Genomic DNA, 19,793 nt, shown 5'->3' on the forward strand with positions numbered 1-19,793 from the left:
CTCGTGTCAGGCTGCTTTGACGCCGACCGGGCGCGGCATGTGCAAGCGACGCCAACCGTGGGCCTTTTCGGGACCGTCCGATGCTTGGATTAGCGGTAGGCAGTCGGCGCATGGCGGGTGGACGGTGCCGAATCCGAGCGAGCATCCCCACGCATACTGCGCCGCGCAGCGATCGCAAACGCCGTGCCGCGATGCCGCGAGCTTCCGCCGATCCCACTCGCGGACTTGGTTGGGTGTTTCGGGCAAGGACCAGCGAGCGGCGGCGCGTACAGCAGCGTTTCCCGGTTTGTGGCCGCGATTTTCAGGTGTAGGCCACGCAGCCCGGGTATCCGCGTATGGCCGGGAACTCGTGCGGGCGCTCATTTCTCGGCCTCAGTGTCGGTGTTGGCGATCTCGAACGGCACCCTGCCGGTCAATAGAGCCTGCTTGGCGCGGTGGGCTTCGCGGCGTGCCTCGGCGGCGGCCTGTCCCTCTGCGGCGATCCGCGCCCAGGCCGGACCGATTCCGGCCGCGACTTGTTCGGCCAGCTCGGCCGCGGCGGCGTTGCGGCGCGCGTGGTGGTCTGCGACTGCCTGCTGACGTGCAGCGCGCAGGCTCGCCGCGTGGTTGGCGTCGTGCGCTTGGTCGCGCAGATCGTGGACCGTTGTCCCCTGCGCGGCGTCGGTGTCGAGGGCTTCGAGCTCCTGGCGCTGCTGCCTAGCGCGCTCCCCCAAGACGGTGCCGGCGGTGCGATTCTCGCGTAAGGCCTCGATTTCCGCGCGCACGGTCTGGCGGCGATGGTCCCGCTCGGCACGCGCCGCGGCGATCCGGTAAAGGCGAGCCTGCTCAGCGTCGACCGCGAAGCCGGATATCTGATGGTCGGTCATTCTTGCTTCTCCATGTTCTGTTGATCCAGTTGTTGTTGTTCGCCCGACCCTCGGCCGGGACAGTTACGGCCAGAGTTGCTGTCCGGCAGCATCTTCCGCGGCTACCGAGGCTTCGAGTCCCGCCACGAGCCGATCCAACATCGACTCGGCCGCTTGCTGGCTCGTGTTGGGCCGTTCGAGCGGTGCAACCACGGCCGTGGCCTTGTCCACAAAGATCGCTGCGACGGTGGCGAGGTTGCGGGCAGCGGACGGGTTTGTGAAGTCGAGGTGGTCGAGCGCGTCCGATGCGAGAGCGAGGAACCGGGTCTCGAGGTGTGCTCGCTTCTCGTCGTTTGTGAGCTTGCGGACCTCGGTCGCGGCAGCCGTCATTGAGCCATCAAAGGAGACACCGGCCGTCGCGGCGGCGCGGGACACCGTGCCCGGCGAAACCTCGAGTCGCCGGGCGATCGAGTTCCGGGAGTGCCCTTCGGCGGCGAGCCGCGCCACTTCCGGTGCGATGGCATCCGATTTTTTGATCGTTGTCCGGTTCACGCGACCGCCTCGATCTGCGCCTCGGGTTGGGTTCGCGAGTGGTTTTCTGCTCGGGACCGGTCCCGAGAAGTCCCGAGTACGATCGGGCCGCGTTTATGCACGTCAGAGGCGCTTTTTGTCGGCTGCTCGGTTGCCTCCGCGGTCCCGAGATGATCGCCGATTTTTTGGTTGTTTTCGCAGGTCATGATGCCTTTTTCAAGTCGGGACCAAATCGGGACCAGTCCCGACTGAGACGACATTCGAAGGACTTTCCGGCGTCCCGTTTTTCGATCGCGCCGTCATCAACCAGAGCATCAGCGACCGAGTCGAACAGCGACCGCAGATCGCCCTTGAGGGTTTGCCGCAACTCGGTGCGTGATACCCAACCATCGCTGCGATTCAGCTTCCGCATGATCGCGTCAGCGACGCGTCGCCGGTCGGCTTGATCGCGGCGCTCGGCGACAATTTCCTCACGCTCGGCGGCCTCATGACCGCGCGCCCGGTTGGCCTTGCGGCGCTTGTCGGCGAGCACCGACTGAAGGTGTTCGCGGACGCGACTTGACCGATCCAACAACACGCCAGCGAGACGCCAGTCCTCATCGGAGACGACGGTGCGGCCTTCGAGCAGCATCATCCCGACCGCGATTTTGAGGCGGGTCAGGTTCGCGTGCCCGTCGAGGGGATCGACGTCAGCGTCGCCGATGCGGATGCGGTGACGACACGCGCGAATCTCGGCAGCGGCGTCGTCTGGAATACGGAGCACGTAGAACGCATCAGCGGGGGCGAACTTGGGCAGCCGAACCGTCATTGGCGCGGGTGCGTCGGTGCAGTCCTCTGGTGCGGTGGGGTCGATCGTGGACGCCCAAAAAAGGCGCTGAGGCAAGCCGTCTTTCCCGCGGGATAGAAAGAAGCCGGCATTTTCCGGTTGCACGCCAACGGTCAAGCAGAGCCGGTAGCTGTGCGCTTCGACTGACGTCGTGGTCGATGCTTTCGCGTTGTCGAACCCGATGGATTGGCCCATATAGGCCTTCAGAAGTTCACCTACCAAGGTCGAGCCTTGCCGACCCGCAATCGCTTCCAAGGTGCCGACCTCAGGCACCACTAAATGCGCACGGGTGGTGCGAATGACCTCGCCCTCGGGTTCATCATCGGCGCTCGCCGACGATGCGTGCCGGGCCTTGAATGTCGCCGCGAGACCCTCACCGCTCCCTGGTTGCCGGGTCAGAATCTCGACCATTTTCCCGCGGTAGTCGCGAATCTCAAGGCAGTCGGCAGCGACAGCGGCGGCAGCATCCTTTCCCTGGCCCGAGCGGCCGACCAGGGCAGCGAAGAAATTCAAGCTGGCTTTGCTCCCCACGGTCGGCGGCAGCACGACGGTTGGCTCGACGGCCGCGATCACGCGGCACAGCGCGGCGGCGAGAACAGCATCAGGTGAGACGTAGCGTGCACGTGCAAAGCTGCGGATATGGCGGAGCACGTCCCGTGACTGCCAAAAATCGGCATCGGCGTCGGGTTCGTCGCTGCTTGGGTTGACTGTCGTGACGTGGTCGATGTGGCCGTCGCGAGCCACGGCGTCGGCCGCATCGTGGCAGCCGTCCGGCGCTTCCACCACGGTCACCGACTCGGCGATCCCTTTCAGGATCGGCTCGATTCGTGCGACGCGCGCGCGACCGGCGTTGTCCTTGTCCTGCCAGACGATGACGTGCTTGCCGGCTAGTGCGGCGTAGTTGGCGAGGTGCGCGGAGCTGGCGCCGCTACGCGCGGACACCGCGGGCACACCGATTGTGGCGAGTGCATCGGCGTCCTGCTCGCCTTCGACGAGGTGCACCGTTACCGCGTCGGTGATCCGATCCTGGCGGTACAGCAGCCCTCCGCGTGGGGACGCGGATTGCTCGAAAGACTTTTTGCTGTTGCGCTGCTGCGGCGCTTTGCGTTTCGCCCACGCCGCGTCCGGGTAGCGATAGGTGAGGTCGCGCCGGTTGTCGAACATGTCGGCCATCGTGAGGCCGATCGCGGCGAGTACGTCAGCAGTGTTTTCGCCTGCGTGGCAATGCATCACGACTTTGCCGCCGACGTCCAAGATTGACACCGACCGGTCGGCGCTGGAGTGGCCGGGAGCCTGCGCGCTGGCGCGGGTGGCGCTGTGTTCGATCACCGCCAGGCCATTGCAGCGGAACGCGTCAAGCAGACGCTCGAAGGCTGTCCGCCGTAGAATGTTCAAAGTTGGCCCTTCTTTCGAGGTGTTTGTGACTGGCCTCCGTTGTGAGCGGAGGCCGTCCGTTTCGTCAACCGAGTGGATCGTCTACGTCGCCGCCGCGCAGTGCCGCGAAATCCCCGCGCAGCACCTCCGCCAGGCTGACAAGATCGTTGAGCCGCATGGTGAGTACGCCATCGCAACTCACCGTCAACGTCACTGCACCGGTACGGTCGGCGAGTGCGACCAGAGTCCCGTCCGACGTGACCACCTGTCGCGGTGGCCCAACCAAGCCGACGTTGGCCCGCTGATCATCGAGGTCGCCGAACCGGCGCACGTTCCGACGCATCAGGATTCCCGCCATGCTCGCGTGAACGCTTGCCATGACGGAATTCCCTTGCGCCGTCTCATATTCGGAGGCCTCCAGCAGGTCGAAAACCGTGAGGTCATTCACCGGCTTCGAGTTGCCGGGGGAGATTTCGAACATGTCGCTTTGGCCGTCCGTCATGCGGCACCACCCGATGCCAATAGTGCATTGATCATGCCGCGGCCTCCTCGAAGTAGGCGAGGACAGCCGTTTTCCGGTAGCGGACCGCGCCGCCGAGCTTGAGAAACGGAATCCCGCGGCCGAGTGCCCGGTCGGATGCGAGCTTCCTGAGGGACTGGCGGGTGGCCGCAGCGGTTTCGGGTGGGGTCATGAGTTCTGGCCAGCTAGCCGCATCCGCGATGTCGAGTTCGATTGGTAATCGCGCCATTTCATGTCTCCTGTCGTTTTATGCGCTGACAGGTGCAACCTACGGCCAGAAAATGTGGCGAAATGCAGGCAGGACCAACAGGGGTATAGCCGAGTCTCGGTTGGCGAAATCCGCTGACCTGCATCGATTAACTAGAACAGTCGGTGTCCCTAGTGATGCGGATCACACTCGCGCCGTAGTCGGCATCACCCCAAAATGATGCGCGCATCCAATATCCTTTGACTCGAACCAAAAATAGGTATCGGAGGGTGTGGGATGGCGAGAGCGGCACTGGCGCAAGGGCAAATGGGCAAAATCGGCACCAAGCAGCGGCCGAACGGGTCATGGCGGGCATGGGCGCAGTACGGCGACGTCGATGGTGTCACTCGCCCGATCAGCGGCTACGGCGCGACGCAGGAAAAGGCGATCGCCGATCTGAAGGCGAAGGCGCAGCAGCGGAAGGCAATTGCCGGTGAGGACACCACGCTCACGCCGTCGAGCAAGCTCGCCGACTTACTCGACCTTTGGTTTGAGGAAATCGAGGCAGAGGGTGGTAGGCGTGCGCAGTCGATCGAACGGTATCGTCACGCCGCCAAGGTGATCCGCGCACCGCGCACCGGTATCGGCAGCGTGCGCATTCAAGCGTGCACCACCGGCAAAGTCGACAAATTTCTGAAATCGATCGGTCGGGACCGCCCTGCGCTGGCGCGACTGTGCAAAGTCGTCCTCCAGGGTGCATTCGGGATGGCTGTGCGGCACGGCATCGTCGCCGTCAATCCAGTCCGGGAGGTGTCTCGTATCCGGTCCTCGAGCAAGCCGATCGAAGTGCTCGACCGCGACCAGCGGATCGCGCTGCGTGCCCGTGTTCGCGCTTGGGAGGCAGGCGAGCGGATGCCCGAGGATGCTCGGCCGCGGCAACGTGGTGGGCAACCTCGGGCGCGCGGACTGGTGGACGTAATGGACTTGGCGCTCGCGACCGGGTGCCGGATCGGCGAGCTACTCGCCCTTCGGTGGGCGGACGTCAGCGACCTCGACGGCGAGTGCCCGACCATCACCGTCGCGGCGACGATGGTGGACGTCGCAGGGAAGCTGGTGCGCCAAACATCTACGAAAACCGACGCGGGTTGGCGGGTGTTGACGGTGCCGCCGTTCGGTGTCGAGGTACTCAAACGCTTGCGTGACGAGCAGACGCCGGACCCGACCGCGCCGGTGCTGCCGTCGCAAACGGGTGGGCACAAAAACCCCCACAATTTCAATCGCCAGTGGAGGGAGGCTCGCGGCACCGAGTTCGCATGGGTCACCGGGCACACATTCAGAAAGACAGTCCTGACAACGATCGACCGCGAAGTCGATTACGACGCGACACGCGCGCAGGCCGGTCACTCGATCGCAGGCGACGGTGTGACCCGCCGCCACTACGTCGCGCGGGCAACGGTCGCGCCGGACCTGCGGGACGTTCTGGAGCCACTCGGCGACCGCCCAGATGCTGTTACCGATCTGTTATCCGCGTCATAAACGCGTCAGCAGGCCATTTTGGGTCGAAACGCAAACATCCTCCCACTCGCATTAACGCTGGTGGGAGGATGTTTTCTTGGTGCGCCATCAGGGACTCGAACCCCGAACCCGCTGATTAAGAGTCAGCTGCTCTGCCAATTGAGCTAATGGCGCAGGCGCCGTATTCGGGCGCGGGAGAGACCATAACAGGCCCGGGCGTTCGAAGGGAAATCGCCGGCTCGCCAGCGCCACCGCACGGGACACCAGGTGCCATAAACCGGCTCGCGTTGACACCTGATGTCCCGCGCGCGGGTCCGCGAAACGTGCCCGGCGCACGGCCGCGTGCGTTGGAACCGGACAATTCGCCTGGCACAATGGTCGCCAACGCCGAATGGGGGATCGCTGTCGGCGAAGGCGCCAGTGCGGAGCGGAGTAAGGGATGAAATCTGGTGATGCGCGTGTCCGGCGCCTCGGCCGACTACGTGTCACCGTCGCTTGTACTGCGCTCCTTGCCATAGTCGCGCTGCTGTCGGGTTGCACGCTGCCTGCCGATAATCCGCGCCAACCGCCTATCGACAAGAACCCGCTCACCGAGCTGATCAAGCCGAAGGTCACGGCCGCGGTCAAGGACGGTGACGTTGGCATCTCGCCGAGCATGCCGCTGACAGTGGCGGTCACTGACGGCAAGCTCGCGCAAGTCACCTTGTTCCGCCCCGACAACACTGTGGTCAACGGAGTGCTAGCACCGGACGGTTTGTCCTGGCGCAACGCCGAGGTGCTCGGCTACAACAAGGCCTATCGGATCGAGGCCAAGGCATATGGCCTCGGCGGCGCGACCACGACGGTGGTCAATTTCAAAACCAGCTCGCCGGAGAACCTCACTCAGCCGTACCTGATCCCCGGCGATGGTGACGTCGTCGGCATCGCACAGCCGGTGGCCATCCAGTTCGACGAGGCGATCCCAGATCGTCGTGCCGCCGAGCAGGCAATTCAGATCATCACCGACCCGCCGGTAGACGGCGCGTTCTACTGGCTGAACAAGCGTGAGGTGCGCTGGCGGCCTGAGCATTTCTGGAGCCCGGGAACCAAGATCAAGGTAGACGTGAACGTCTACGGCAAGGATCTCGGCGGTGGCCTGTTCGGCACGGAGGATGTGCACGCCAACTTCAGCATCGGTGATGCTGTGGTGCTCACCGCCGACGACAACACCAAACAGGTGACGGTAGAGCGCAACGGCGAGGTGATCCGCACCATGCCAACCTCGATGGGCAAGAACGACACGCCGACTGACAATGGCATCTATATAGTGGGAGACCGCTTCCAGCAGATAGTCATGGACTCCTCGACCTATGGAGTGCCGGTGAATTCGCCACAGGGTTATCGCACGCCGGTCGACTGGGCGACGCGAATTTCCTACAGCGGCATCTTCTTTCACTCCGCGCCATGGTCGGTCGGCCAGCAGGGCTATTCGAACTCCAGCCATGGCTGCCTGAATCTCAGCCCCGGCAACGCAGAGTGGGTGTTCAACAACACCAAGCGTGGCGACGTGGCCATCGTCAAGAACACCGTGGGCGGCACGCTGTCTGGCACCGACGGACTGGGGGACTGGAACATTCCGTGGCAGGTGTGGAAGGCCGGCAACGCCGGGTCGGAGTAGCCCGAACAAACGAAAGTGGGCCGCCTCAGCTGAGACGGCCCACTTTCACTCCGGGTGAGTGACGGGACTCGAACCCGCGACAGCCAGGATCACAACCTGGTGCTCTACCAACTGAACTACACTCACCATCCGCCGATTTGAGCCTCGCGGCGCAGAACCAGCGCGATCGATACTAGCGTGCCGGGGCGCCCGCCCGCCAATCGGTTGATCACAACCCTTACTCGCTGGCTGGGATCTTGCCGTTCTCGGATACCTGTTTGGCGATGGCGGCGATCTCGGCGGTCGACGGCCCCGGGTCCGGCACAAACGCGGTACGCCGGTAGTACTGCAGCTCGCGAATCGATTCCTTGATGTCTGCCAGCGCCCGGTGGGCCAGGCCCTTTTCCGGCTGGCCGAAATAGATTCGCGGGTACCAGCGCCGGCACAGTTCCTTTATGGAGCTGACGTCGATCATCCGATAGTGCAGGTACGCGTCGAGTTCGGGCATGTCGCGAGCGATGAAGCTGCGGTCGGTGGCAATCGAGTTGCCCGCGAGCGGTACGGTCCCGGCCACCGGCACGTGCTCGCGGACGTAATCGAGCACGAGCTTCTCGGCTTCGGCGACGCTCACTGTCGACCGGCGCACCTCCTCGGTGAGACCTGACTTGTGGTGCATCTCCGCGACAACCTTCGGCATGTCCGCCAGCGCGGCTTCGTCGGCGTGAATCACGATGTCCACGCCGTCGCCGAGAACATTGAGTTGACCGTCGGTGACCAGCGCCGCGACCTCGATCAACTTGTCGGTCCCGAGGCGGAGGCCGGTCATCTCGCAATCGATCCACACAAGTTTGTCCTGCACAAGACACACACTAGGGCCTGTCGCCTGATTCTCATCCGGCGACCCGCGAGCCGTATCACCGCCCGCCGGCGTTGCCGTCGGCGCCGATACAACACCGGTATCGGCTTCTCCTCCGCCTTGCCGGACGACGATTCGATCTCGCGTCGCATCCGGCCAGATTCAGGCGACAGGCCCTGTCAGGACCTGAACTTTTGCTCCGACGGCGTTAAGGTCTGGCGGGGGATCGCTGCCGGTTCGTGATCTTCCTCGGCCAACCCAGTGACCGGCGCAGTACCGAGGAGTATGCGATGACCAGTCCGGAGGAGAAGCTGCTGGCGGCGCGCAAGGCGGCGGCTGAGGCCGCGGCCGCACTGGAAGCCGCCGAACGCGAGGCTGCCGCCGCCAAGAAGGCCGCTGAAGCTCCTTCAACCAACTCGGACGCCGCGCAGGAAATCGCGCAGGGCTACGCGGTCAGCGCGGCAGCGCTGGACCTGGGCACGGTGATAGTGGACGGACAGGTTGATCCGCAAGCCGCGGTTCGTATCCCATTGCGCACGGTCAACCGGCACGGGCTGGTTGCCGGCGCAACCGGAACCGGCAAGACCAAGACCCTGCAGGGCATCGCCGAACAACTCTCGGCCGCTGGCGTCCCGGTCGTGTTGGCCGACGTCAAGGGCGACTTGTCGGGGTTGTCGGCACCCGGCGCAGACGACGAGAAACTGCGTGCCCGTGCAAACGAGACCGGTGCGACCGATTGGACGCCAACGGGGTTCCCGACGCAGTTCGTCTCGCTGGGAACCGAGGGTATCGGCGTTCCGGTGCGTGCCACGATCACGTCGTTCGGCCCGATCTTGTTGAGCAAAGTCCTGGGGCTCAACGCAACCCAGGAGTCCACGCTCGGGCTGATCTTCCACTGGGCCGATACCCAGGGCTTGTCGCTGCTCGACCTCAAAGACCTGCGGGCCGTCATCCAGCACCTCACCAGCGACGAAGGCAAGGCGGATCTGAAGGGAATCGGCGGCGTGTCGGCGACGACGGCCGGAGTGATCCTGCGCGCGCTGGTGAATCTCGAAGGCGAGGGTGGTGACACCTTTTTCGGTGAACCCGAGTTCGAGACCGCCGACCTACTGCGCCTCGACGGCAGTGGCCGCGGCATCATCACGCTCTTCGAACTCGGCTCGCAGGCCGCGCGGCCGACGATGTTCTCCACCTTCCTCATGTGGGTGCTCGCCGACCTGTTCCAAACACTGCCGGAGGTGGGCGACGTCGACAAGCCGCGACTCGTCTTCATCTTCGACGAGGCGCATTTGCTGTTCGCCGACGCGTCGAAGGCGTTCCTCGAACAGGTCGAGCAGACGGTGAAGCTGATCCGTTCCAAGGGCGTCGGCGTGTTCTTCTGCACCCAGTTGCCGACGGACATTCCCAACCCGGTGCTGTCCCAACTCGGCGCCCGCGTGCAGCATGCGCTGCGCGCGTTCACGCCCGACGATCAGAAGGCGCTGAGCAAGACCGTTCGTACTTACCCGAAGACGAAGGTGTACGACCTCGAGGAGGCGTTGACCTCGCTCGGTATCGGCGAGGCGATCGTGACGGTCCTGTCGGAAACGGGCGCGCCGACGCCGGTGGCGTGGACACGGCTGCGTCCGCCGCGCTCGCTCATGGACACTATCGGCGAAGACGCCATCCGTGTCGCGGCGCGATCGAGCGACCTGCAGGCCAAGTACGGCCAGACCATCGACCGCGAGTCCGCCTACGAGCGGCTGTCCGCCAAAGTCGCGCAAGCTCCGGTCGAGCAGGAGCCGCAGCGCCGGACGCCCGTTGCGGAAGAGACCGCGGCCGAGCGGATCATGCGTAACCCGGCGGTCAAGAGCTTCCTGCGTTCGGCCGCGTCGGCGGCGGGCCGGGAAATCACCCGAAGCCTGTTCGGCACCCGCCGCCGCTGAGCTATTCGCCGAGCTTGCTGTAGAACTTGCCGACGATCGGCGCAACGATCGAGCGCGGGCTGTAGCCGCCCGCGAGCGACATGCCCTTGCCGATCAGGCCGGGCACCACGCGCATCTTGTTGCGCTCGAGCGCGTCGAGCGAGATGCGCGCCGTTTGTTCCGAAGACACCCACAGGAAGCCGGGCACCATCTTGTCGACGATCGACGCTTCGGCCGGGTCCGGCTCCTCGGTGCGCACAGGGCCGGGGGCGAGCAGCGTGACGTGCACGCCGGTGTCCGTGAGCTCGCCGCGCAGCGACTCACAGAACGTGTTGGCGAAGGCCTTGGTGGCTGCGTACGTGGCGTTATTGGGGATCGGCATGTTGCCCGCGGCCGATCCGCTGATCAGGATGCCGCCACCGCCGCGGGCCAGCATGCCCGGCAGCACGGCCAACGTCAGGTCGTGCACGGCGACCGCGTTGAGTTCCACCTGGGCGCGTTCATAGGCCGGGTCGAGGGTCGCGACCGGCCCGAATGTGGCGATTCCCGCGTTGTTGCACAGAATCGCGATGTCGCGCTCGGCGAGTTCCGCCGTGAACGGCGCCCGCTTGTCACGATCGGACAGGTCGACCGCGCGTACCTCGACCTCGACGCCGTGCTCGGCGCGCAGCTTGACCGCGAGCTCTTCCATGATGTCGCCGCGGCGGGCCGCGAGGATCAGCGAGTACCCGCGGGTGGCGAGCTCGACGGCCAGTGCGGTGCCGATGCCGGACGAAGCTCCGGTCACGACCGCGCGGTTTTCGGTGGTGGGTGCTGGAATGCTCACGCGCCGAGAGTATCGGCCGCCCCGCCATCGAGCCAGCCAGCGGCGCCGCTGCCGGCCCCGCCGCTCAGATCGCCGCGGCAAGGCGCGTCCCCTGGTTGATGGCCCGCTTGGCGTCGAGTTCGGTCGCCACGTCGGCACCGCCGATCACATGGGTCTTGACGCCCGCAGCGCGCAGGTCGTCCTCGAGGTCGCGCACCGATTCTTGGCCGGCGCAGACGATGATGTTGTCCACCTCGATCACCCGTGGGTGCTCGCGCTTTTCGCCGAAGCTGATGTGCAGGCCGCGGTCGTCGATGAGCTCGTAGTTGACCCCGCCGATCTGTTCGACGCCTTTGGCCTTGACCGCGGCTCGGTGGACCCACCCCGACGTCTTGCCCAGCCCCTTGCCGAATGCGGTCGACTTGCGTTGCAGCAGAACCACATCGCGCGCGGCAGGGGAGGGTCTGGGCGTGGTCAGTGCGCCTGGGGCGGCCTCTGGATCGGTGACACCCCATTCCTCTTTCCAGTCGTCGAGCTTGAGGCTCGGGGAACCGTCGACGGTGAGGTACTCGCTCACGTCGAATCCGATGCCGCCCGCGCCGATGACTGCCACTCGCTTGCCAACGGGCCGTTCGTCTTTGACCAGTTCGCTGTAGGAAAGCACCATCGGGTGGTCGATGCCGGGGATGTTCGGAATGCGCGGCCGTACCCCGGTGGCGAGAACGACCTCCTCGTAACCCGCCTCGATCAACTGCTGTGCCCCGACGCGGGTATTGAGGTAAAGGCGAACGTTTTTCAGCTCGAGCTGGCGCATGTAGTAGCGGATGGTTTCGGCGAATTCTTCCTTGCCCGGTATGCGGCGGGCGATGTCGAATTGGCCGCCGATCTTGTCGTCGGCCTCGAACAGGTCGACGTCGTGCCCCCGGTCGGCCAGGTTGACCGCAGCCGACAAACCGGCCGGGCCTGCGCCGACCACGGCAATCCGCTTGGTGTGCCGAGTCGGCAACAACTTGAGCGTCGTTTCATGACCCGCGCGCGGGTTCAGCAGGCAAGACACCGTCTTGTGCACGAAGGCGTGGTCGAGGCAGGCCTGATTACAGGCGATGCAGGTGTTGATTTCATCGGCCCGGTCGGCCTGTGCTTTGTTGGCCCACTCCGGGTCTGCGAGCAGCGGGCGGGCAAGCGAAACCAGGTCGCTGTCGCCACGCGTCAGGATTTCTTGGGCGGTTTCCGGCATGTTGATCCGGTTCGACGCACACACCGGAATGCTCACGTGCGCCTTGAGTTTCGCGGTGATGTCGACGAACGCCGCCCGTGGAACCGAGGTGACGATCGTGGGCACCCGGGCCTCGTGCCAGCCGATGTCGGTGTTGATGATGGTGACACCGGCTTCTTCGATTTCCTCTGCCAGTGCGGTGATTTCGTCCCAGGTCTGGCCTTCCTCGACGAAGTCGGCCATGGACAGCCGGAAGACGATGATGAAGTTGGGTCCGACCGCGGCGCGCATCCGGCGCACGATTTCGACGGGCAACCGGCGGCGGTTTTCCGCGGACCCGCCCCACTTGTCCGTGCGCTTGTTGGTGCGCGGTGCAAGGAACTGGTTGATGAAATAGCCTTCCCCGCCCATGATCTCGACACCGTCATAGCCGGCCAACTGGGCCAGCTTGGCACACCGCGCATAGTCGTCGATGGTCGACTCGATGCCCTTGTCGGAGAGTTCCTTCGGCTTGAACGGGTTGATCGGCGCCTTGATAGCCGACGCTGAGACACTCCACGGCACATACGCATAGCGGCCGGCATGCAGGATTTGCAGCGCGATCTTGCCGCCCTCGGCGTGCACGGCCTTGGTGATCAGGCGGTGCCGGTAGGCCTCGGACTTGCTCACCAGCTGCGCGCCGAACGGCAGTAGCCAGCCCTGCCGGTTGGGGGCGTAACCGCCCGTAATGATCAGGCCCACCCCGCCGCGAGCCCGCTCGGCGAAGTACGCGGCCAGTCGCTTGGTGTCCCATGCACGGTCCTCGAGGCCGGTGTGCATGGAGCCCATGACGATTCGGTTGCGAAGCGTGGTGAAACCGAGGTCGAGCGGGGTGAACAGATGGGGGTAGGCGCTCATGGGCGTCGTTGCCTTTCTGGCGTGCGTGTGTGTTCGAGTGCGTCGAGGACCTCTTGGCACCACTGGGTGAAGCCCTCCTCGACGCGTATTCCGCCGCGCAACACCAGATATTGGTGTAGGGCTGTTCCGGAGAGCTGATCCGGGGCGGGGAAGTCTTTCTTTTCCATGAGGCGGTACAGCTCGAGTCGCTCGGCGTGCCGGTCGCGGTGCCGGGCCACCTCCGCGCAGACGGCTGCGATGTCGCCGTGCGCGGCCGCGCGGATCTTCACGGCGAGTTCGTCACGCAGTTTGCCCGGTTCGGTGGGTTCGGCAATCCAGCGTGCCAACTCGGCCGAGCCCGCCGGGCTGACTCGATACACCTTCTTATCCGGTCGGCCGTCCTGGGTGACGGCGGTCCCGTCGATCCAGCCCAGCTCCTCCATGCGCCGCAGCACGCGGTAGATCTGCTGGTGGGTGGCGCTCCAGAAGAAGCCGATGGACTTGTCGAACCGGCGCGCAAGCTCGTAGCCGGAACCGAAGCGTTCCGTCAGCGAAACCAGCAGCGCGTGTTCGAGAGCCACGGGTGGAGCCTATATGCACCCAGTTGCCTATGCAACAGGTTGCGTAGGCCGGCGAAGTCGCCCGCTCTTTCGCGTCGGACTGCGGTCGATCGACTGCAGTCCGTGCACAAGTAGGGGGTGACCTCGGGGGATAGGCTCGGCAGCATGTCCACCCGAGCCGGGATCGGAGCGGCGACCTCGCGTCGGCAGGTTACGTCGTGGGCGCTATGGGATTGGGGATCGTCGGCTTTCAACGCCGTGATCCTCACCTTCGTCTTCTCGGTCTATCTCACCGATGCGGTCGGAAAGCATCTGCCGGGGCAGATTTCGGCGAGCACGTGGCTCGGCTGGTCGCTCGGCGTCGCCGGGTTCCTGGTCGCGGTGCTCGCCCCCATCAGCGGTCAGCGGTTCGATGCCACCGCTCAGCGCAAGCGATCCCTCGGCGCGCTCACCGCCGTCACCGTTGTGGCCATGGCCGCAATGAGTTTGGTCAAAGACAACTACCACTATTTGTGGTTCGGCCTGCTCCTGCTCGGTATCGCGTCGGTGATGTTCGAACTTGCGCAGGTGCCCTATTTTGCGATGCTGCGCCAAGTGTCGACGCCGGAGACCATCGGCCGCATCTCTGGATTCGGTTGGTCCATGGGCTATTTCGGCGGCATCGTGTTGCTGCTGGTGTCCTACTTCGGGTTCATCGCGGGCCACGGCAATAGGCGCGGAATTCTGCATATCACGACCGACGGCGGCACCAACATTCGATTGGTCGCCCTCGTCGCGGCAGTCTGGTTCGCCGTCTTTGCGATCCCCGTCTTGTTCGCCGTTCCGGAACTACCGCATGCAGCAGCGGAGCCGGAAGCCCGCACCGGCTTCTTTGGCTCCTACCGGGTGCTCTGGCGCGATCTCAAGGATCTTTGGCACGTCGACCGGCGAACCGTCGGATTTCTCATCGCCAGCGCGTTGTTTCGTGACGGGCTGGCCGGCGTATTCACCTTCGGCGCAGTGCTCGCGGTGCGGGTCTACGGCATCAGTGCCGCCGATGTGCTGTTGTTCGGCATCGCGGCCAATGTTGTTGCGGCGCTGGGGGCGGTGGTTGCCGGTCGGTTCGACGACGCGCTGGGTCCCAAACCCGTGATCGTCGTCTCGCTTGCAGCGATGATTCTGCTGGGCGTTGTGCTGCTTGTTGTCTCGGGCCCACTGATGTTTTGGATCTTCGGCTTGCTGCTGTGCCTGTTCGTCGGGCCCTCGCAGTCGGCATCGCGCAGCTTCATGGCGCGGCTCAGCCCGCCGGGCCGCGAGGGACAGATGTTCGGCCTGTACGCGACGACGGGTCGCGCGGTGTCGTTCCTGGCGCCCACCCTCTTCGGGTTCTTCACCTTTGTCTTCGACGCCGACCGGGCGGGGATCGTCGGCATCATGCTGGTGCTCGGAGTCGGTCTCGCGGCGTTGCTTGCGGTCCGGGCGCCCGAACTCAATCCGGCTTAGGCCGCCACCCAGCCATTCCCAGAATGATCAGCCGCATCTGGCGTTCCGTCCGGAGCGCGACGTCTTCTTCGGAACGCGGGTCGTCGGCGTCGAGAAACTCAGCCATCGCCTGTGTCATCGTCGTCACGATGAGGTCGGCCGCCATCTGCAAGTCCTCGGTGGGCCAGTCGCGCAGGTCCATGATGCGGGAAAGATCGATGGTGAGGTCGCGCACGATCAGGCCTATTTCGGTCCGAATCGCCCGCCGCACCTCCGGCGGACCGCCGTATCGCTCGCGATAGAGAAAGCGAAACAGCTCCGGATTGGCCCGCACGTGCCTGATCAAGATCTCCAGTGAGGCGTGCGCGTTGGCGGGCCCGGGGGAGCGGCGGGCCTCCCGCAACATCAACCGCAGTGCGCGCATTCCCTCGTCGACCAGCGCCAGCGCCAACTCCTCGAGCGACGAAAAGTGCCGATAGAAGGCGGTCGGAACAATACCGGCGCTGCGGGCGATCTCGCGCAGACTGACGCTGGCGAAACTGCTGTCCTTGGTCAACTCGAGAGTGCCGTCGAGCAGCGCGCGCCTGGTCCGTTCCTTCTTTTCCGCGCGAGTTTCCGGTGTCGTCACCGATATAGCGTACATTCGTGCACTCCCAGTGCACAGGTGTTCGTGTAAGTCAGATCACGCATTTATGCAGTTGACAGCGGTAGATCTGAACCGGTCTCATATAGTCAGTGTACGGATGTACACCGAAGTAGGACCCGACCAAGAGGGGACCCGATGACCGCGATACTTCCCGGGCGCGCGACCGGCCGCCGGCTACTCGCACTAGCCGAGACGATGACGACGCCGCACCCGCTGGACCGCTACCTCGAACTTGTCAACCCCATGCTGACCGTGCGCGACATCCGCGCCGAGGTCACCGACGTCAACCGCAGCACCGCAGACACCGTCACCTTGACGCTGCGCCCCACCCGCCGCTGGGCCGGCTTCGCCGCCGGTCAGTTCGTGCAACTGGGTGTGGTGATCAACGGTGTGCGGCACACCCGCTGCTACTCGCCGGCCTGCTCGCAGTACCGCGCGGACGGCAAAATCGAGCTCACCATCAAACGCCACCCTGAGGGCATCGTCTCGAATTACCTGCACGACCACGCCGCCGTGGGACTGGTGGTGAGCCTCTCGCAGGCCGACGGCGTCTTCCGTCTTCCGCAGCAGCGTCCCGAGCATGTCCTGCTGATCAGTGGCGGCAGCGGCATCACGCCGGTGCTGTCGATGCTGCGCACCCTCGTCGACGAGGGCCACCGCGGACCCATCACCTTCCTGCATTACGCATATGGCGAGGCGGACGTTTCCTACCGCGAGGAACTCCGCCGGATCGCCGATAGCCACGCCAACGTGAATCTCGTTCTCGCCTATACGGAACAGCACGACGGCGGGGACCTGCACGGATTCTTCGGAACCGAACACCTCAGCGCCGCCGCGCCCTGGTACGCGCAAGCGCAGACCTTCCTGTGCGGTCCGCCCGGCCTGATGCGCAGTGTTCGCGAGGTCTATCGCGAACTCGGCATCGAATCCAGCTTGCACACTGAGGAATTCGTTGCTCCGGAGATCGTCGTCGACGAGAATGCCACCGGCACTGTCACATTCGATGCCAGCGCGGTGTCGGCCGAGAACAGCGGTTCCAGCCTGCTCGAGCAGGCCGAAGCGGCAGGACTGACGCCCGAGTACGGCTGCCGGATGGGCATCTGCTTCTCCTGCACCTCGATCAAGAAGTCCGGCTGCACCCGCAACCTGCGGACCGGGGAACTCGACAGTGACCCCGACAAGGCCATTCAGATCTGCGTGAACGCCCCCGTCGGCGACGTCGTGCTGGACATCTGAGCGCCCACAACCTTTACCGAAGGAGAACTCCAATGCTGATGAAGCGAAAGACAACTGAGCCCGAACCGGTCGTGCTGACCGTCGAGCAGGTCGAAGAGCTCGGCCGTGAGCTCGACGCCCTGCGCGCCCGTATCGTCGCCGATCTCGGCGATTCCGACCGCGAATACATCTACAAGATCATCAAGGCGCAGCGGGGGCTCGAAGTCGCCGGCCGCGGCCTGATGTACCTCGGCTTCCTGCCGCCGTTCTGGTTGGCCGGCGTCGCGGCACTCGGCGTGTCGAAGATCCTGGACAACATGGAAATCGGCCACAACGTCATGCACGGCCAGTACGACTGGATGCGTGAGCCGGGGCTGAATTCCCAAGTGTTCGAGTGGGATACCGTGTGCCCCGCCGATCAGTGGAAGCACTCCCACAACTACATGCACCACACCTACACCAACATCCTCGACATGGACCGCGACATCGGTTACGGCATCCTGCGCATGGATGAGGCCCAGAAGTGGAACCCTTACTACCTCGGTAACCCGGTCTGGGCGTTCCTCCTGATGGTGTTTTTCGAGTGGGGCGTCATGCTGCACGATCTCGAGGCCGAGAACGTCATCGCGGGCAAGCGCAAATGGACCGACGTCAAGCCGCTGCTGAAAGGCTGGTGGCACAAGGCCGGTCGGCAGACGCTCAAGGACTACGTCGTCTTCCCGGCGCTGACCGGACCGCTGTTCGTTTCCACCCTGCTCGGCAATGCCACGGCCAACCTGATCCGCAACTTGTGGGCCTACTCGATCATCTTCTGCGGCCACTTCCCAACGGGTGTGCAGACTTTCACCAAGGAAGAGACCGAGAACGAAACCCGCGGTGAGTGGTACGTGCGGCAGATGCTCGGCTCGGCCAACATCGAAGGTGGACAGTTGTTCCACATCATGAGTGGCAACCTGTCACACCAGATCGAGCACCACCTGTTCCCGGACATCCCGGCGCACCGCTACCCGGAAATGGCGCCGGAGGTCCGAGCGTTGTGCGAAAAGTACAACCTGCCGTACAACACTGGGGGATTCTTCAAGCAAATCGGTTCCGTGTGGGGCAAGATTTTCAAGCTCGCATTGCCCAACGGACTTACCGGCTCGAATTCCGCGCCCGGTGTTATCGTTGCTCGTCGTCAGAGTGTCGCAGCCTGAGGGGTAGAAAGCGCATGGTTGGAAAGTTCGAAATCAACAAAGACGTGGTCCAGGAGATGACCGAGTCTGCCTCGCAGCACGTCGGCAACATCGCCACGATTCTCACCTCGGCGATTCGGGACGTCACCAAGGAGATCGGTGACTGGGTAACCGAGGGAATCGAGATGCGTGAGGCTGCTAAGTCTGCACACGCAGACGGTGAGGGCGCGGCGGAGTAACCGCCGAGCGCCTGCAAGACCAGCGTCAGAGGGTGTCAGTCCACTATGGACGGCACCCTCTGACTTTTTTTGTCAGCCCAGTGCCCACTTCACGGTGACATCGAAGTGCACCTTTTGGGTTCCGGGCTCGATCGGCATGTCCGGCGCGGCGTTCATGGTGCCGTTCTGTCGGGGCATCGGGGTCGGGCCGCCGCTGCTGGTCTCGCTGATGTCGATTACCTTGCCGAGCGGAAGACCGGAGAGGTCCGCATACTGTTTGGCGCGGTTCTTCGCATCCTCGAAAGCCCGCTTACGGGCGTCGGCCAGCAACTTCGAATTGTCATCGATCGCGAACGAAACCCCGCCCAGTCGGGCGTCGTTGCCACCCGCCTTGACGGCGGCATCGAGAACCTTCGACGCCTTGGTCAGGTCGCGCACGGTGATGTGGACTGAATTCGTGGCGCGATAGCCCGAGACGGTGCTGGTGCCGCCGGGCGCCGGGTTGTTGTACTCGGGCTGAATGGACAGCTCGCTGGTCTGCACATCCGAACGGGCCACTCCCGCATTGACCACCGCATCGATCATGGCTTTGGCCTTCTGATTGGCGGCTTCGACCGCGCCGGAGACGTCAGCCGCCGTAGTCGACACGCCCACATCGGCGTTGAGAATGTCCGGTGCGCCGGTGACCTCGCCCGAGCCGACAACCGTGACCTCATGCGTGCTTGCGCCGTTGTCGTCATCGCTGGAACATCCGGCCAGCAGCAGGCTGACGGTGGCGGCCGCGGCGGCGCCGATAGCGGTTGCGGTGAATCGGTATCGGCGTGGCATAGCAGTGGGCCCTCCCGTTCGATGCGGTGACTGTGAGCTATGACACTAGCCGGTGATGGCCTTCGCTCCGCGCCTCGGCGACCTGCCGGCCGCCTGCGATGCTCGCTCGGTCACACCGGCGGGACACTAGCCGGTGATGGCCTTCGCTCCGCGCCTCGGCGACCTGCCGGCCGCCTGCGATGCTCGCTCGGTCACACCGGCGGGACACTAGTGCGACTGCGATGAAGCGGGCGCATTGGGCGCCCACGTGCCCGATCAGCTAACCTCGCGGTTCGTGCCCGCGTACGTGTCCTCGCCCGAACTGACCTTCGGCATCTTGTTCGCGCTCGAGGAGCCCGACCGTATCGCCGACGTGGTCAAGTCGCTCATCGACCGCAAAGCGGTATCCATCTACAAGCTCGCTAACCTCAGCGACGGCAGTGGTCCGCCGGAGCGGTACGTGGTCAACTGGGCATCCGTGCCGCAAATCACCATCACAACCAAGGCTCCCGATGCCAGCGAACTGCACGCAACCGGAACAATGTTGGTGAACGCGTTCATGGACGAAGCCGGCGATGTGACGCTGTATTCGGTGGATGGCACCGTCCCGGAGTGAAGGA

General features: G+C 64.5%; 18 protein-coding genes, 2 tRNA genes and 1 pseudogene. 8 read left to right on the top strand and 13 right to left on the bottom strand.

Translation table 11 applies throughout. The features are described from left to right. Positions 1–359: 359 nt before the first annotated feature. The 5 genes and pseudogenes from FOS14_RS09010 to FOS14_RS09030 all read right to left on the bottom strand — a co-directional run bounded on the left by FOS14_RS09010 (position 360) and on the right by FOS14_RS09030 (position 4,325). Positions 360–866: a hypothetical protein gene (locus tag FOS14_RS09010; protein WP_143769968.1), complete on the bottom strand. Its 507-nt coding sequence runs from the start codon at positions 864–866 to the stop codon at positions 360–362. A 63-nt stretch (positions 867–929) separates the two neighbouring features. Further along, entirely contained in the window at positions 930–1,397 is a 468-nt protein-coding gene (locus FOS14_RS09015; protein WP_143769969.1) for a hypothetical protein, read from the bottom strand. A gap of 1,564 nt (positions 1,398–2,961) precedes the next feature. Then, a pseudogene (locus FOS14_RS25460) lies at positions 2,962–3,432 on the bottom strand (toprim domain-containing protein); the annotation flags it as partial. Between the two features lie 229 nt (positions 3,433–3,661). Continuing rightward, a complete protein-coding gene (locus FOS14_RS09025) occupies positions 3,662–4,078 on the bottom strand; it encodes a hypothetical protein (protein WP_143769971.1) in 417 nt (138 codons plus the stop codon). Between the two features lie 31 nt (positions 4,079–4,109). After that, entirely contained in the window at positions 4,110–4,325 is a 216-nt protein-coding gene (locus FOS14_RS09030; protein ID WP_143769972.1) for a helix-turn-helix domain-containing protein, read from the bottom strand. A 255-nt stretch (positions 4,326–4,580) separates the two neighbouring features. Here FOS14_RS09030 and FOS14_RS09035 point away from each other — a divergent pair, with 255 nt between their 5' ends. Next, positions 4,581–5,819 (top strand): site-specific integrase, encoded by a 1,239-nt coding sequence (locus tag FOS14_RS09035; RefSeq protein ID WP_143769973.1) that lies wholly within the window; start codon positions 4,581–4,583, stop codon positions 5,817–5,819. 77 nt (positions 5,820–5,896) lie between these two features. Here the strand turns inward: FOS14_RS09035 and FOS14_RS09040 are convergent. Then, positions 5,897–5,972 (bottom strand) — tRNA-Lys (locus tag FOS14_RS09040). 265 nt (positions 5,973–6,237) lie between these two features. Between FOS14_RS09040 and FOS14_RS09045 the strand changes: the two genes are divergently transcribed. Next, positions 6,238–7,455 carry an Ig-like domain-containing protein gene (locus FOS14_RS09045; protein WP_143769974.1) on the top strand — a complete coding sequence of 406 codons (1,218 nt, stop codon included), beginning with the start codon at positions 6,238–6,240 and terminating at the stop codon, positions 7,453–7,455. 53 nt (positions 7,456–7,508) lie between these two features. Here the strand turns inward: FOS14_RS09045 and FOS14_RS09050 are convergent. Then, positions 7,509–7,581, bottom strand: a tRNA-His gene (locus FOS14_RS09050). A gap of 91 nt (positions 7,582–7,672) precedes the next feature. Then, positions 7,673–8,293, bottom strand: coding sequence for an oligoribonuclease (orn, locus tag FOS14_RS09055; RefSeq protein ID WP_143769975.1), 621 nt, complete (start codon positions 8,291–8,293; stop codon positions 7,673–7,675). A 287-nt stretch (positions 8,294–8,580) separates the two neighbouring features. Between orn and FOS14_RS09060 the strand changes: the two genes are divergently transcribed. Beyond that, positions 8,581–10,215: a helicase HerA-like domain-containing protein gene (locus FOS14_RS09060; protein ID WP_143769976.1), complete on the top strand. Its 1,635-nt coding sequence runs from the start codon at positions 8,581–8,583 to the stop codon at positions 10,213–10,215. 1 nt (position 10,216) lies between these two features. On the opposite strand, the gene cmrA is transcribed toward FOS14_RS09060, so the two are convergent. The 3 genes from cmrA to FOS14_RS09075 all read right to left on the bottom strand — a co-directional run bounded on the left by cmrA (position 10,217) and on the right by FOS14_RS09075 (position 13,672). Then, a complete protein-coding gene (gene cmrA, locus FOS14_RS09065) occupies positions 10,217–11,020 on the bottom strand; it encodes a mycolate reductase (protein WP_143769977.1) in 804 nt (267 codons plus the stop codon). A 64-nt stretch (positions 11,021–11,084) separates the two neighbouring features. Further along, positions 11,085–13,112: an NADPH-dependent 2,4-dienoyl-CoA reductase gene (locus tag FOS14_RS09070; RefSeq protein WP_143769978.1), complete on the bottom strand. Its 2,028-nt coding sequence runs from the start codon at positions 13,110–13,112 to the stop codon at positions 11,085–11,087. Further along, a complete protein-coding gene (locus FOS14_RS09075) occupies positions 13,109–13,672 on the bottom strand; it encodes a PadR family transcriptional regulator (RefSeq protein ID WP_143769979.1) in 564 nt (187 codons plus the stop codon). Before FOS14_RS09075 ends, FOS14_RS09070 begins: the two co-directional genes overlap by 4 nt. A gap of 144 nt (positions 13,673–13,816) precedes the next feature. On the opposite strand from FOS14_RS09075, the gene FOS14_RS09080 reads away from it, so the two are divergent. Next, complete coding sequence (locus tag FOS14_RS09080) at positions 13,817–15,133, top strand: MFS transporter (protein ID WP_143769980.1); 1,317 nt, start codon at positions 13,817–13,819, stop codon at positions 15,131–15,133. Here the strand turns inward: FOS14_RS09080 and FOS14_RS09085 are convergent. Beyond that, positions 15,120–15,740, bottom strand: a complete 621-nt coding sequence (locus FOS14_RS09085) for a TetR family transcriptional regulator (protein WP_370512195.1) — start codon at positions 15,738–15,740, stop codon at positions 15,120–15,122. The two genes, FOS14_RS09080 and FOS14_RS09085, sit on opposite strands and share 14 nt — an antisense overlap. A gap of 153 nt (positions 15,741–15,893) precedes the next feature. Here FOS14_RS09085 and FOS14_RS09090 point away from each other — a divergent pair, with 153 nt between their 5' ends. The 3 genes from FOS14_RS09090 to FOS14_RS09100 are packed head-to-tail and all read left to right on the top strand — an operon-like array spanning position 15,894 to position 18,387. After that, on the top strand, positions 15,894–16,994 hold the full coding sequence (locus FOS14_RS09090) for a ferredoxin reductase (RefSeq protein ID WP_143769982.1): 1,101 nt from the start codon (positions 15,894–15,896) through the stop codon (positions 16,992–16,994). A 38-nt stretch (positions 16,995–17,032) separates the two neighbouring features. Continuing rightward, the gene (locus FOS14_RS09095) at positions 17,033–18,169 is read left to right on the top strand and encodes an acyl-CoA desaturase (protein ID WP_255450190.1); all 1,137 of its coding nucleotides are present in this window, start codon (positions 17,033–17,035) and stop codon (positions 18,167–18,169) included. A gap of 14 nt (positions 18,170–18,183) precedes the next feature. Further along, positions 18,184–18,387 (top strand): hypothetical protein, encoded by a 204-nt coding sequence (locus FOS14_RS09100; protein WP_143769984.1) that lies wholly within the window; start codon positions 18,184–18,186, stop codon positions 18,385–18,387. A 72-nt stretch (positions 18,388–18,459) separates the two neighbouring features. Here the strand turns inward: FOS14_RS09100 and FOS14_RS09105 are convergent, their stop codons facing one another. Continuing rightward, the gene (locus FOS14_RS09105) at positions 18,460–19,194 is read right to left on the bottom strand and encodes an SIMPL domain-containing protein (protein ID WP_143769985.1); all 735 of its coding nucleotides are present in this window, start codon (positions 19,192–19,194) and stop codon (positions 18,460–18,462) included. A 274-nt stretch (positions 19,195–19,468) separates the two neighbouring features. Between FOS14_RS09105 and FOS14_RS09110 the strand changes: the two genes are divergently transcribed. Further along, positions 19,469–19,789, top strand: coding sequence for a hypothetical protein (locus FOS14_RS09110; protein ID WP_143769986.1), 321 nt, complete (start codon positions 19,469–19,471; stop codon positions 19,787–19,789). Positions 19,790–19,793: the final 4 nt, after the last annotated feature.

Source organism: Skermania sp. ID1734 (assembly GCF_007489285.1).
Taxonomy (GTDB): Bacteria; Actinomycetota; Actinomycetes; order Mycobacteriales; family Mycobacteriaceae; genus ID1734.

Bases quoted from the DNA above. Each gene is read 5' to 3' on its own strand.
- FOS14_RS09025 (WP_143769971.1), bottom strand. From the start codon at position 4,078: ATGACGGACGGCCAAAGCGACATGTTCGAAATCTCCCCCGGCAACTCG.
- FOS14_RS09090 (WP_143769982.1), top strand. From the start codon at position 15,894: ATGACCGCGATACTTCCCGGGCGCGCGACCGGCCGCCGGCTACTCGCA.
- FOS14_RS09100 (WP_143769984.1), top strand. From the start codon at position 18,184: ATGGTTGGAAAGTTCGAAATCAACAAAGACGTGGTCCAGGAGATGACC.
- FOS14_RS09095 (WP_255450190.1), top strand. From the start codon at position 17,033: ATGAAGCGAAAGACAACTGAGCCCGAACCGGTCGTGCTGACCGTCGAG.
- FOS14_RS09045 (WP_143769974.1), top strand. From the start codon at position 6,238: ATGAAATCTGGTGATGCGCGTGTCCGGCGCCTCGGCCGACTACGTGTC.
- FOS14_RS09035 (WP_143769973.1), top strand. From the start codon at position 4,581: ATGGCGAGAGCGGCACTGGCGCAAGGGCAAATGGGCAAAATCGGCACC.
- FOS14_RS09080 (WP_143769980.1), top strand. From the start codon at position 13,817: ATGTCCACCCGAGCCGGGATCGGAGCGGCGACCTCGCGTCGGCAGGTT.
- FOS14_RS09070 (WP_143769978.1), bottom strand. From the start codon at position 13,112: ATGAGCGCCTACCCCCATCTGTTCACCCCGCTCGACCTCGGTTTCACC.
- FOS14_RS09030 (WP_143769972.1), bottom strand. From the start codon at position 4,325: ATGGCGCGATTACCAATCGAACTCGACATCGCGGATGCGGCTAGCTGG.
- FOS14_RS09060 (WP_143769976.1), top strand. From the start codon at position 8,581: ATGACCAGTCCGGAGGAGAAGCTGCTGGCGGCGCGCAAGGCGGCGGCT.
- FOS14_RS09105 (WP_143769985.1), bottom strand. From the start codon at position 19,194: ATGCCACGCCGATACCGATTCACCGCAACCGCTATCGGCGCCGCCGCG.
- FOS14_RS09010 (WP_143769968.1), bottom strand. From the start codon at position 866: ATGACCGACCATCAGATATCCGGCTTCGCGGTCGACGCTGAGCAGGCT.